Raw genomic sequence first — 12,139 nt, 5'->3', positions numbered from 1 at the left:
GGTCTGGCGGGACGGAAGGTTGTAGCGGGAGGCGGGTCCGTACCGTTCGGCGGGCACGGTCCGTCACTTCGGGCGGGCCAGGGCGGTGACCGTGAGGGCGAGGACGCAGAGCAGGCAGAGCCAGGCGAAGGTGTCGCCGATCCGGTCGTAGACGGTGGTGACTCCGTGGATGGGCACGTAGGCCACCATGGTCTGGCGTTCGGTCGTGAAGTAGTCGGTGGCGGCGAGGACATGACCCTCGTCGTCGTAGGCGGCCGAGACGCCCTCCGCGTCCTGGCGGATGAGTGAATAGCCGCCCTCGATGGCCCGCAGGCTCGCCTTCTCGGTGTGCGCCGCTCCGTACTCCCGCCAGTCGTGGGAGGGGACGAGCATGATGTCGGCGCGGATCCGCGTCAGGGCGGGGAAGTCGGCGTCGTAGCAGATGACGTCGGCGATCCGGCCGTACGGGGTGTCGGCCACGGGCACGCGGCCGTCGCCCGGCGCGAACTTTTCGGAGCCCGGGATGGGGTGGGCCTTCCGGTAGGTCCACAGCACCTTGCCGCGCGGGTCGATCAGGAGCGCCTCGTCCTTGTCGTGGGCGGGGCCGCTCCTGCTGTAGACGCGGACTCCGATCTCCAGGTAGACGCCGGACCGGCGGGCCCGGTCCTGGGCCGCGGCGACGGCGGCCGGCGCGTGGGACTCCTGGACCTTGACGGCCTCCTCGGGCCAGATCACGATCCGCGCCCCGGCGGCGGCCTCGCGCCGGGTCGCGGCCAGCAGGTCGTTCTCGACGGCGGTCATGGCGGGTTCGACCGTCGCGGCGGGCGCGGTGGCGATGTCCGGGACCCGCGCGAACACCGCCCGCTGGGCGTCGGTGACGCTCCGGGCGGGGCTGACACCGGCGACGCGGACGGTGGGTGCCGTGGAGGGGGCGAGGGCCAGACGGGCGCCTCCGGCGGTCACGACGGTCAGCAGTACGGCCACGTAGACCCGGCCGGCCCGCCAACTGGGCCGTTCCCAGACGCGGTTGACGGTACTGGCGAAGTAGGCGATCAGGAAACCGATCCCCCACGGTCCGGTGACGGACACGACCTGGAGGAGCGGAAGGTCGCCGTACTGGGTCACCGCGAGCGAGCCGTAGGCGGTACCGAACGGGGACACCACGGTGATCAGGAACTCGGTGGCCGCGACGCCGGCCGGGAAGACGAGGGCCGCCCACCCGGGGCGCAGCCGGCCGGTCAGCAGTCGGTCGGCCAGGAACGGCAGTGTCTGGAGGGCGGCCAGCGCGACGGCGCCCGTGACCACCACCGGGCCGAGGCCGATCGCCGACTCCTGGACCCAGAAGACGGCGGCCACCGCGTGCGCCGCCCAGATCCACAGGGCGCCGGACCACGCCCGGCCGAGCCGCGTGAAGCGCAGCAGAAGCGTCAGGGAGATCCAGGCGGCGGCCGGGACGTCCCACCGTCCACCGACCGCGAACAACGCCGTCCCGGTGCCGAGGAGGAACAGGGCTCGTCTCACGGCGGGCCGCGAACTCCGCTCCCGGTCAAGGGACTTGGCGGCTTCAGCCGTAGCGATGGAAGGGCGGGTCCGTGCTGCGGGGAGGTTCGTCATGGACAACGACGCTAGGAGCGCGGGCCCCTCGGGCGCCTCCGTCCCCGCGGCGATCTCCCGCGGGACCGCGCAACCTTCGATGCGCGTCTCGCGGAGGATCCCGGCGGACCGCCGCTGCCCTAGCCTGATGAACTGAGATGGTCACTGAGACGGTCATGCGGACAAGGGCCCTGCCACGGACCGCACAGCGCTGGTTCGCCGCCCGGCCGCGTCTGACGGATGTCGTGCTCGGCGGCGGTCTGACGCTGTTCGACATGGCCACCGTGCTCGGCCGCAGCCCCGCGCCGGGCGCATGGGCCGTGGCCCTGTGGGGAGCGCAGACCGTCCCGCTGCTGTGGCGGCGCACCCGTCCTCGCAGTGTGATGGCCGCGATGACCGTCCTCTACGTCGCCTTCCAGGTGCTCGACCCGATCCCGGGGAAGATCCCCGGCCCGTTCCTGCTGATGCTCGGGGTGTACGCCCTCGCCCGGTACGAGCCGGTCGCGGTCAGCTTGCCGGGGACCGTGCTGTGCCTGGCCGCGGCGATGACCGCCGACGCGCTCGGCGGGCACTGGCAGACACCGCGTCCCGGGTCCCTCGAACCGATCAGCGCCACCACGTTCGTCTTCTTCTTCGCCCTCGCCTGGGTCCTGGGACACGGCGCACGCAGGATCGGCGCGGACGCCGACCGGCTGCGCGACCTCAACCGGCGGCTGCGGGCCGAGCGGGAGCTCAACGCCCGGCAGGCGGCGGTCGCCGAGCGGGCCCGTATCGCCCGCGATCTGCACGACGTCGTCGCCCACCACGTCAGTGCCATCGCCGTACAGGCACGTGCCGCGCAGGACGTCATGGACGACGATCCGCCGCTCGCCGCCCGCGGGGTGGAGCTGATCGCCGTGACCGCCGACACCGCGCTCGTCGAGATGCGGCGGCTGCTCGGGCTGCTGTCGTTCCGGGAGCGGGAACCGGCGCCCGAGCCGTCCCTGGACCACCTCGACACGCTCCTCGACGCCGCCCGGTCGGCGGGGTGCCGGGTCACGTACGCGCCGGAGATCCGGGCGGGGGCGGCGCCGTCGGCGGGGATGCGGGTGTCGGCGTACCGGATCGTCCAGGAGGCGCTGACGAACGTGGTCAGGCACGCAGGGCCGGTGGATGTGGAGGTCAGCGTGCGCGGTGACGACAGCGGCCTCGTGATCGAGGTGCGCAACGGCCCGGCGGCGCCGGGTCATCGGCCCGTCACCGGCTCCGGGCGCGGGCTGATCGGTATGCGGGAACGCGTCGCGGCCTTCGACGGTGAACTGGCCGCGGGGCCGCGCGCGGACGGCGGCTGGGGGCTGCGCGCCGTACTGTCCGGGACGGCGTCACGGCCGGCGGGGGCGGCCGGATGACCGTACGTGTGCTCGTCGTCGACGACCAGGAGATCGTCCGGACCGCGCTGCGGCTGGTCATCGACCGCCGCGCGGGCCTGACAGTCGTCGGTGAGGCGGCGGACGGGGAACAGGCCGTGGCGCGGGCGGTCGAACTCCGGCCCGACGTCGTGCTGATGGATGTACGGATGCCCGGCACGACCGGTGTCGAGGCCACCCGGCGCATCGTCGGCGACTGGCCCGGGCCGGGCCCGGCGCCGCGGGTCGTCGTGCTCACCACGTTCGACCTGGACGAGTACGTGCACGCGGCGCTGCGCGCGGGCGCGGCCGGCTTCCTGCTGAAGAACAGCCGTCCCGACGACCTCGCCCGCGCCCTCCACGCGGCGGCCGGCGGGGAGCCCGTGCTCGCGCCGAGCGTGACCCGCCGGCTCATCGACACGCTGACCGCGCTGCCCACCGCGCTCCTGCCCGGCCCGCCGCCGGCGCAGCCCGGTGAGCCCGCGCTGACGGAACTGCTCACCGAGCGCGAACTCCAGGTTCTCGTCCTGGTCGCGCGCGGCCTGTCCAACTCCCGGATCGCCACGGACCTCGGGCTCAGCGAGGCGAACGTGAAGAGCCGCGTCAACCGCGTCCTCACGCGCCTCGGCCTCGACAACCGGGTGCAGGCCGCCCTGCTCGCGCAGCGGGCGGGCCTCACCTGAACCGTGCCGGTGGCGGTGCCGACGCCGACGCCGACGCCGACCATGTCTTACGGACCGGTGACACGGCGGCCGTGCCGGTGCCGGGCGGTGGTGCGGCGGTCCTAGCGTCTGTCCCATGCGCGTACTGGTCACCGGCGGTGCCGGTTTCATCGGGTCCCATGTCGTCGAGGCGCTGGCCGCGCGCGGTCACGAGCCGGTCGTCTTCGACCTGCGCGAGGGCCACGAGGTGCGCGATCCGCAGGCGGTCGCGTCCGCGCTGCCGGGCGTGGACGCCGTGTGCCACCAGGCGGCGATGGTGGGACTGGGCACGCGCTTCGGCGACGCGCCCGACTACGTCTCGCACAACGACCTCGGTACGGCCGTGCTGCTGGCCGCGATGGCCGACGCGGGGGTGCGCCGACTGGTGCTCGCCGGGTCGATGGTTGTCTACGGCGAGGGCGCGTACACCTGCGGGCGGCACGGTCCGGTACGGCCGGGGCCCAGGGCCGCAGGCGATCTGGACGCGGGGTGCTTCGAGCCCCGGTGTCCGCGCTGCGGCGCGGAGTTGAGGCCCGGGCTGGTCGGCGAGGACGCTCCGGCCGACCCCCGCAACGTGTACGCGACGACCAAGCTGGCGCAGGAGCATCTGGCGTCGGCGTGGGCCCGCTCCACGGGCGGTACGGCCGTCTCGCTGCGCTACCACAACGTGTACGGCCCGAGGATGCCGCGCGACACCCCGTACGCCGGGGTCGCCTCCTTCTTCCGGTCCGCGCTCGCCCGCGGCGAGGCACCGCGCGTGTACGAGGACGGCGGCCAGCGGCGGGACTTCGTGCACGTACGGGACGTGGCGGCGGCGAATGTGGCGGCGCTGGAGTCCGGGCCCGCGGCCGGAGCGCTGACCGCGTACAACACCGGCAGCGGTGACCCGCGCACGGTCGGCGAGATGGCGCGGGCGCTGGCCGCCGCGTACGGCGGGCCGGAGCCCGTGGTGACCGGGGAGTACCGGTTGGGCGACGTCCGGCACATCACGGCGGACTCCTCCCGGCTGCGCGCCGAGCTGGGCTGGCGGGCGGAGGTCCGGTTCCCGGAGGGGATGCGCGAGTTCGCGGGGGCCAAGCTGCGCGGGGAGCGGTAGCGGGCGGGCAGCCCGGCGACGTTCTCCCCGTTCCGCCCGCCCCGGCGGCTATCCCTCGGCCATCGGCAGGGTCACCTCGAAGCGGCAGCCGCCGGTGACGTTGCGGACGGCGGCCCGGCCCTGGTGGGCCTCCACGATGCCGCGCACGATGGCCAGGCCCAGGCCAGCTCCGGCCGGGGGTGTCCGGGCGTGGGTGCCGCGCCAGCCCGTGTCGAAGACGCGGGGCAGGTCCTCCTCCGGGATGCCGCCGCAGCCGTCCGTCACGGACAGGACCACTCCCTCGGCGGACCGTTCGGCGGCGACCGCGACCGTGCCGTCGGCCGGGGTCCGGCGGATCGCGTTGACCAGCAGGTTCCCCAGCACGCGGCTCATCTCGCGGCCGTCCACCTCGACCGGGACGGCCGCGATCGGGTCGCCGACCAGCCGCACGCCGTGCTCGCGGGCGAGCGGGTCCGCGCCGGCGAGGGCGTCGCCGATCAGGTCGTAGAGCGACATCCGGGACGGGGAGAGTGTGAGGGTCCCGGCGTGTATGCGGGAGAGTTCGAAGAGGTCGCCGACCATGTCGTTGAGGCGTTCGACCTCGGTGCGGATCTGGCGCAGATAGCGGTCGGGGTCGGCGGCGACCCCGTCCTCCAGGGCCTCGGACATCGCGCGCAGTCCGGCGAGCGGGGTGCGCAGGTCGTGGGAGATCCAGGCGACGAGTTCGCGGCGGGAGGACTCCAACGCGCGTTCGCGGTCTCGGGATTCGGCGAGCTTCGCGCTGGTCGCGGCCAACTCCCGGCTGAGGTCGGCGAGTTCGGCGGTCGCCGGGCCCTCGGGGGCCGAGAAGTCGCCGCCGTCACCGAAGTCCCGTGCGGCGCGGGCGAGTTCACGACTGCGGGCGACGACCCAGCGGCCGAGCAGCACCGCGCTGGCCAGCGAGACCACGGCCGCCATGGCGACGACGGTGGTGACGACGGACAGGTCGTGCGAGGACAGGAACATCGCCTGCGCGACCGCGAGCGTGCCCGCGAGCATCGCCGTCACCGCGACGGCGGCGACCACGGACACGGACGCGGTGAGCGAGCGCCGGCGCAGCAGCCACAGCGCGCCCGCGCCGAGCACCCCGGCACCGGCGGCGCCCAGAAAGGCGTACAGGGCGATGAGCAGCATGTCGCGCATGGTCAGCGCTCCTCGGCGGAGTCCGCGCGGGCGGGTTCGAAGCGGTAGCCGACGCCCCACACGGTCTGGATCAGGCGGGGTCTGGCGGGATCGTCCTCGACCTTGCCGCGCAGGCGCCGTACGTGCACGGTGACGGTCGACAGGTCACCGAAGTCCCATCCCCACACCTCCCGCATCAGGTCCTCCCGGCTGAAGGCCCGGCCGGGGTGCCGCAGGAAATGGGCGAGGAGGTCGAACTCCCGCAGGGTGAGGGCGAGTTCGCTGCCGTTCTTGGTGGCGCGGCGGGCGGCGGGGTCGGCGGTGAGTCCCGCCGAGCGCAGGGGGCGGGTCACGGGCGGGGGGCCGCTGCGGCGCAGCACGGACTCCACCCGCAGGACGAGTTCGCGCGGGCTGAACGGCTTGGTGACGTAGTCGTCGGCGCCGACCTCCAGACCGAGGATCCGGTCGTCCTCGTCGCCGCGCGCGGTCAGCATGATGACCGGCACGGGTCCGTGGCCGCGCAGCCGACGGCACACCTCAAGTCCGTCCATGCCCGGCAGCATCAGGTCGAGGACCACCAGGTCCGGCCAGTGCGCGGCGGCCCGGGCGAGCGCGCCCGGCCCGTCCTCGGCTCGGTCCACGAGGTGGCCGGCGCGGTCGAGGTATCCGGAGACGACCTCGGCGACGGTCGGATCGTCGTCGACCACGAGGATGCGCGTCGGGTGCGCGGGCCCGCTCGGGGCGGGCCCGGCACCTGGGGATTCGTACGGCTGCTGCATGTCTTCCAGGGTCCCACCGGCCGCCTCCGCCGCTCGGCCCGGCCGCCTCGACGTCCGCGTTTCGTAAGGAACCGGAGTCCGGTATGCCGGATTCGCGCTCGTAGGGTGAAAGCCGTGACGACCTCTCCCCCACCACCACCGGACCCGGCGCCCGTCGACCTGGTCCTCCCCTGTCTGAACGAGGCCGAGGCCCTGCCGTGGGTGCTGGCCCGCGTCCCGCGAGGCTGGCGCGCGCTGGTCGTGGACAACGGGTCCACGGACGGCTCGGCGGCCCTCGCCCACGACCTCGGCGCGAGCGTCGTCCGCGAGGAGCGCCGCGGGTTCGGCGCCGCCTGCCACGCCGGGCTGCTGGCCGCCACCGCGGACATCGTGTGCTTCTGCGACTGCGACGCCTCGCTGGATCCGGCCCTGCTGGTGGACTTCGTGCGCGAGGTGCGCGCGGGCGAGGCCGATCTCGTGCTCGGCCGGCGTCGGCCGCAGGGGCGCGGGGCCTGGCCCGCGCACGCCCGGGCGGGCAATCTCGCGCTGGCCCGGATGCTGCGCCGCCGCACCGGGCTGCGCCTGGGCGACGTCGGCCCGCTGCGGGCGGCCCGGCGCACTCAGCTGCTCGCGCTCGGCCTCACGGACCGCCGCAGCGGCTATCCGCTCCAGATGGTGGTGCGTGCCGCCGACGCGGGGCTGCGCGTCGCCGAGCACGACGTGCCGTATCTGCCGCGCACCGGCGCCTCCAAGGTCACCGGGACCTGGCGCGGCACCTGGCAGGCGGTGGCGGACATGCGCCGGGTACTGGCCGAACCCCCGGCGCCCGCGGGCGGGCCGGCCATCGCCCCCTCACCCCAAGGAGCGCCTTCCCGGTGACCACCCTTCTCGTCATCGCCAAGGAGCCGCGGCCGGGACGGGTGAAGACCCGGCTGACTCCGCCGTTCACGCCCGAGGAGGCCGCCGCGCTCGCCGAGGCCGCGCTCGCCGACACCCTGGACGCGGTGCTGGCGACGCCCGCGCGGCGGCGGGTGCTGGTGCTCGACGGGGCGCCGGGCCGCTGGCTGCCGCCGGGCTTCGATGTCGTACCGCAGTGCGGCGGCGGGCTCGACGCACGCCTGGCCGCCGCCTTCGCGGGCTGCGCCGGGCCCGCGCTGCTGATCGGCATGGACACCCCGCAGGTGACGCCCGCGCTCCTCACCGTCGACTTCGCCGACTGCGACGCGTACTTCGGTCCGGCCGAGGACGGCGGCTTCTGGGCGCTCGGCCTCGCCGAGCCCGACCCGGCGCTCCTGCTCGGTGTGCCGATGTCGACACCGGCCACCGGCGCCGTCCAGCGCGCCCGGCTGACCGGCGCGGGCCTGCGCGTCCGCGACCTCCCGCCGCTGCGGGACGTCGACACGGCCTACGACGCCGAACTGGTCGCCGCCGAGGCGCCGCAGGGCCGGTTCGCGAGGGAACTGGCGCGGCTGAGGACGGGAGTCGGCGGGTGAGTGAGGCGCGTGCGGCACAGCGGCCGGTGCCGACGACGACCGGCGAGGGCCCGTGCCCGGTGAGCGCGCTCGTCGACGGCCCGCCCCCGGACTCCGCCGCCCGCCCGTGGTCCGCCGACCCTTACACGGACGCGCTGCGCGCCGGTCGCGGCCCGCTCTTCCTGCGCCGTACCGACGGCTGGCTGCTGCCGCTGGAGGTGGAGCGCTGGTGCGCGGAGGCCGACGCGGCGGACCGGGAGGTGCTGCGCCGCTGCGAGGGGGCCGTGCTCGACGTGGGCTGCGGGCCGGGGCGGCTCGTCGCGGCGCTCGCCGCCCAGGGGCGGCCGGTCCTGGGCATCGACGTCAGTGAGGCGGCCGTCGCGCGCACCGTCCGGCTGGGCGGGCAGGCGCTGCGCCGGTCCGTCTTCGAACCCGTCCCCGGCGAGGGCCGCTGGGACACCGCCCTCCTCATCGACGGCAACGTCGGCATCGGCGGCGACCCGCACGCCCTGTTGCGGCGGATGGCCCAACTCCTCACCGATGGCGGGCTGTTGGTCGTGGAGACCGCTCCGGTCGACGTCGACGAGCGAGTGCGGGTGCGGGTCGCGGACGGCCGTGGAGCCTCCGGCGCTTCCTTCCCGTGGGCCCGGCTCGGCACCCCGGCCCTGTTGCGCCACGCGGGCCGGGCGGGGTGGCGCCCGGAGGGTCAGTGGACGGCCGACGACCGCTCCTTCCTCGCCCTGCGCCGTCGCGGCGGCCTCAGCAGCCGCAGCGACCGCAGGGCGAGCAGCGCGGCCGAGCCGCCGAACAGCACCGCCGTGATCAGCAGCCAGCGGGACAGGAACCCGTCGCCGGGGAGCGTGGTGGCGGACCGGTAGCGGTCGGCGACCTCCCCGCTGATCAGCGGGAACCACACCAGCAGCAGGAGGCCGGAGAGGAGGGCCGGGACGCGGACGTGACCCGTCCAGTCCCGGTGTCCGGCGGCGCCCAGCACCCGGACGAGCGCCCGGTCCGCGCCCGCGTACAAGGGGAGCAGCACCAGGTCGTGCAGCACCGCCGCGCCCGCCCACCACAGCGCCACCCCGAACCGGTCGTCCGCGAGCAGCCGTACCCCCGCGTAGCCCGCGAGCGCGAACGAGCAGGCCGACAGCAGGAGTTGCAGCGGGCTGCCGAGGGCCGGCCGCCGGAACGGCACGCGCGTCACAGGTCGCCGTACACGCGTCGCAGGTCCACGTACGCGCATCACAGGTCTCCGAAGGTCAGACGGGCCACCCACTTGGTGTTCAGCACGCCGGGTGCGGCGGGGACGATGACGCGTGCCGGGTAGCCGTGGTCGGGGGTGAGGTCCGCGCCGTTGACGAACAGGGCGAGGAGCGAGCGCGGGTCGCGGACCTGGTTGTCGCGCAGGGCGGACCGGCGGAACGCCCCGTGCCGTTGCAGGGACTCCACCAGGACGTCGGGGGCCGTGTCCGCGTCGTAGCCGACGAGTGCCGCCAGGTCGCGCAGCCGTACGCCCCGCCACCACTGGTCGGAGGTCGACCAGCCCTCCACGCAGGCGATGGGCAACGCGGCGCTGTGCAGCGGGAGTCGGAGCAGTGCGGCCCGGTCGAGGCGGACCGTGCGGCCGTTGCCCCCGACCACCAGGCGCCACGCGTCCTCGGACGTCTCCCGGTCGTCGATGCCGACCGCCGCCGCCGTCTTGTTGATCTGGAAGGCGCCGGGTCCGGAGCCCGGTTCGGGTCCGCCGTGCGGTGCGAGCAGGGCCGTCTCGCGCAGCGGTCCGTCGAAGCCCCGGCCCGCGGTCGTGCCGAACAGCAGCAGCGATCCGCCGCCGACCACGCCGAGGGCGCCGCGCCGCGAGACGGTGGGTTCGGCGGGGTCGGGCGAGATCAACTCGCTTTCCTTGGCGGGGAGTTCACGGCGGAGGTTACGCAGGGCCGCCGGTGTCTTGAGGGCGGCGTGGGCGAGGAAGGCGGCGAAGAAGACCCAGGCGCCGTAGAAGTGCAGGGGGTAGAAGGAGCCGGGGAAGACGTAGTCGAGCTGGACGTTGAGCACGCCCGTGGTGAACTCGAAGAGGCCGCCGCCCACGAGGAGGAGCAGCGAGAGGCGTTCCAGCGCGTGGGCGAGGGAGCGGGCCGGCGGCAGGGCGAACAGCTTGGGGACGACCGACCACAGCTTCGCCAGCAGGACGGGGATCAGCGTGATGCCGAGGGTGACGTGCGTGCCCTGGGTGAGGCGGTACAGCCAGGACGGGTCGGTCGGCCAGGCGAAGAGGTAGAAGCCCAACAGGCCCTTGTCCGGGGTCTGGTCGTTCACCGGCGAGAGGTCCGGGTTGTAGGCGGCGTACGACAGCAGACCGGTCACGAACAGCACGGTGATCCCGACGAGCAGCACGACGCCCAGCACGGAGGTGAACCAGGGGCCGCGCAGCGGGCTGCGCCAGAAGGCGGGTGAGGAGGGGGAGCGTGGCATGCCCCGACCGTAGGCCGGGGACACCCCCCGAACGGGTTCGCGAACCATGACGAAACCCTGACGTCCGCCCCGGCGCGGGCTCCGCCCCGCGTGCCCCGGCCTAGCGTGACGATGTGAACCGCGATCTTCTCGTCGACCGCGGGCGCGACCGGAGCGCCCGCCCCGCCGACCGTTGCCAGGACGCTCCGGGCCGCAGGCCGCGCGACCACGTCCGCGATCTGTCGGCCGCTCTGGCCGCCGCGCTGCTCGTGCTGGTGGCGGGGCTGGTCGGCGGCGCGATCCAGCGCCGCCACCACTCGCTGTTCGTGGGCCTGCCGCCCGTGTTCGCCCAGTGGGAGCCGCACGTCGGCCCCGGCACCCCGGCGGCCCTCGCTCTAGCGGTCGCGGTGGTCGCCCACGGTCCCGTCGTGGCCGCCCGACTCCCCTGGCGGGCACTGCTGTTGACGGTGTGGGGCACCGCCGTGGCGTGGACGTTCTCGCTGGCCCTGGTCGACGGCTGGCAGCGCGGCATCGCGGGACGGCTGACGACGACGAACGAGTACCTCACGGTGATCGGCCGCTTCCACGACATCCCCGCCGCCCTGCGCGACTTCACCCACCACATCCTGAGCCACTCGCCCGCGCCCTGGCCCGCGCACATCGCCGGGCATCCCCCGGCGGCCACCGTCACCTTCGTCCTCCTGGACCGGATCGGACTGGGCGGCGGGGGCTGGGCGGGCGTCTGGTGCATCACCGTAGGGGCGACGGCGGGCGCGGCGGTCCTGGTCGCCGTGCGCGCGCTCGCCGACGAGCAACTCGCGCGCCGCGCCGCCCCGTTCCTGGTGTCGGCCCCGGCCGCCGTGTGGATGGGCACGTCGGCGGACGGGTACTTCGCGGCGGTCGCCGCCTGGGCGGTGGCGTTCCTCGCCCTCGCGGTCACCGGCCGCCGCCCGCGCGCGACGGGCCTGGCGGCCGGGCTGCTCCTCGGCCTCACCGTGTATCTGTCGTACGGGCTCACGCTGTTCGCGCTGATCGCGGGCGCCGCGCTGCTGCTCGGCCACCGACGGCTCGGCCCGCTCCCGTACGTCGTCGCGGGACTCGCCGTCGTACCCGCGGTGTTCACGCTGCTGGGCTTCAACTGGTGGGAGGCGTACCGCCTGTTGATCACCCGCTACTACGAGGGCGTCGGCGGGATCAGGCCGTACGGCTACTGGGTGTGGGCCGACCTGGCCTGCACCGCGCTGATCGTGGGCCCGGCGACGGTGGCGGGCCTGCGCCGGGCGGGCAGCGCACCGGTACGCCCCCGACTCCCGGACCTGCGCGCCTGTTTCCGCACCGCCGCGCCCCAACTCCGGCTCGCCCTGCTGGTGTTCGCCGCGCTGATCGCCCTGCTCGTGGCGGATCTCTCCGGGATGAGCAAGGCGGAGACGGAACGCATCTGGCTGCCCTTCGCGCTGTGGCTGCTTCCCGCCTGCGCGTTCCTCCCCCGCCCCCGTGCCTGGCTCACCGCGCAGGCCGCGCTGGCCCTGCTCCTCAACCACCTGCTCCTGACGGGCTGGTGAGG

At 74.9% G+C, this 12,139-nt stretch carries 11 protein-coding genes; 7 read left to right on the top strand and 4 right to left on the bottom strand.

All coding sequences use genetic code 11. The annotated features are described in order from the left end of the window. Positions 1-63: 63 nt before the first annotated feature. The gene (locus tag ACIQPR_RS20090; RefSeq protein ID WP_403650060.1) at positions 64-1,500 is read right to left on the bottom strand and encodes a nitrilase-related carbon-nitrogen hydrolase; all 1,437 of its coding nucleotides are present in this window, start codon (positions 1,498-1,500) and stop codon (positions 64-66) included. Positions 1,501-1,730: 230 nt separating this feature from the next. Between ACIQPR_RS20090 and ACIQPR_RS20085 the strand changes: the two genes are divergently transcribed. From ACIQPR_RS20085 to ACIQPR_RS20075, 3 genes are all read left to right on the top strand, one after another. Next, positions 1,731-2,960 (top strand): sensor histidine kinase, encoded by a 1,230-nt coding sequence (locus ACIQPR_RS20085; RefSeq protein WP_403650057.1) that lies wholly within the window; start codon positions 1,731-1,733, stop codon positions 2,958-2,960. After that, entirely contained in the window at positions 2,957-3,640 is a 684-nt protein-coding gene (locus ACIQPR_RS20080) for a response regulator (protein WP_403650054.1), read from the top strand. Before ACIQPR_RS20085 ends, ACIQPR_RS20080 begins: the two co-directional genes overlap by 4 nt. 115 nt (positions 3,641-3,755) lie before the next feature. Next, complete coding sequence (locus ACIQPR_RS20075) at positions 3,756-4,754, top strand: NAD-dependent epimerase/dehydratase family protein (RefSeq protein WP_403650051.1); 999 nt, start codon at positions 3,756-3,758, stop codon at positions 4,752-4,754. A gap of 48 nt (positions 4,755-4,802) precedes the next feature. Here ACIQPR_RS20075 and ACIQPR_RS20070 read toward each other — a convergent pair whose 3' ends face one another. Both ACIQPR_RS20070 and ACIQPR_RS20065 read right to left on the bottom strand, forming a co-directional pair. Continuing rightward, a complete protein-coding gene (locus ACIQPR_RS20070; RefSeq protein ID WP_403650048.1) occupies positions 4,803-5,915 on the bottom strand; it encodes a sensor histidine kinase in 1,113 nt (370 codons plus the stop codon). A gap of 2 nt (positions 5,916-5,917) precedes the next feature. Beyond that, positions 5,918-6,673 (bottom strand): response regulator transcription factor, encoded by a 756-nt coding sequence (locus tag ACIQPR_RS20065; protein ID WP_403650045.1) that lies wholly within the window; start codon positions 6,671-6,673, stop codon positions 5,918-5,920. A 105-nt stretch (positions 6,674-6,778) separates the two neighbouring features. On the opposite strand from ACIQPR_RS20065, the gene ACIQPR_RS20060 reads away from it, so the two are divergent. Genes ACIQPR_RS20060 through ACIQPR_RS20050 form a run of 3 tightly spaced genes read left to right on the top strand, consistent with a single transcriptional unit; the run spans position 6,779 to position 9,002 of the window. Further along, the gene (locus tag ACIQPR_RS20060) at positions 6,779-7,531 is read left to right on the top strand and encodes a glycosyltransferase family 2 protein (RefSeq protein WP_403650042.1); all 753 of its coding nucleotides are present in this window, start codon (positions 6,779-6,781) and stop codon (positions 7,529-7,531) included. Then, entirely contained in the window at positions 7,528-8,145 is a 618-nt protein-coding gene (locus tag ACIQPR_RS20055) for a DUF2064 domain-containing protein (protein ID WP_403650039.1), read from the top strand. Before ACIQPR_RS20060 ends, ACIQPR_RS20055 begins: the two co-directional genes overlap by 4 nt. A gap of 59 nt (positions 8,146-8,204) precedes the next feature. Further along, positions 8,205-9,002 (top strand): class I SAM-dependent methyltransferase, encoded by a 798-nt coding sequence (locus ACIQPR_RS20050; RefSeq protein WP_403650627.1) that lies wholly within the window; start codon positions 8,205-8,207, stop codon positions 9,000-9,002. A 364-nt stretch (positions 9,003-9,366) separates the two neighbouring features. Here the strand turns inward: ACIQPR_RS20050 and ACIQPR_RS20045 are convergent, their stop codons facing one another. Next, positions 9,367-10,596 (bottom strand): molybdopterin-dependent oxidoreductase, encoded by a 1,230-nt coding sequence (locus ACIQPR_RS20045; RefSeq protein WP_403650037.1) that lies wholly within the window; start codon positions 10,594-10,596, stop codon positions 9,367-9,369. A 113-nt stretch (positions 10,597-10,709) separates the two neighbouring features. Between ACIQPR_RS20045 and ACIQPR_RS20040 the strand changes: the two genes are divergently transcribed. Continuing rightward, positions 10,710-12,137 (top strand): hypothetical protein, encoded by a 1,428-nt coding sequence (locus tag ACIQPR_RS20040; RefSeq protein WP_403650034.1) that lies wholly within the window; start codon positions 10,710-10,712, stop codon positions 12,135-12,137. The last annotated feature ends 2 nt before the right edge of the window (positions 12,138-12,139 follow it).

Origin of the sequence: Streptomyces sp. NPDC091280 (assembly GCF_044768565.1) — a bacterium.
Lineage (GTDB): Bacteria > Actinomycetota > Actinomycetes > Streptomycetales > Streptomycetaceae > Streptomyces.
This window is presented reverse-complemented; position numbering and strand designations above follow the sequence as displayed.

Coding starts and splice junctions, on each gene's coding strand:
- ACIQPR_RS20085 (WP_403650057.1), top strand. CDS start 1,731: ATGGTCACTGAGACGGTCATGCGGACAAGGGCCCTGCCACGGACCGCA.
- ACIQPR_RS20080 (WP_403650054.1), top strand. CDS start 2,957: ATGACCGTACGTGTGCTCGTCGTCGACGACCAGGAGATCGTCCGGACC.
- ACIQPR_RS20075 (WP_403650051.1), top strand. CDS start 3,756: ATGCGCGTACTGGTCACCGGCGGTGCCGGTTTCATCGGGTCCCATGTC.
- ACIQPR_RS20070 (WP_403650048.1), bottom strand. CDS start 5,915: ATGCGCGACATGCTGCTCATCGCCCTGTACGCCTTTCTGGGCGCCGCC.
- ACIQPR_RS20065 (WP_403650045.1), bottom strand. CDS start 6,673: ATGCAGCAGCCGTACGAATCCCCAGGTGCCGGGCCCGCCCCGAGCGGG.
- ACIQPR_RS20045 (WP_403650037.1), bottom strand. CDS start 10,596: ATGCCACGCTCCCCCTCCTCACCCGCCTTCTGGCGCAGCCCGCTGCGC.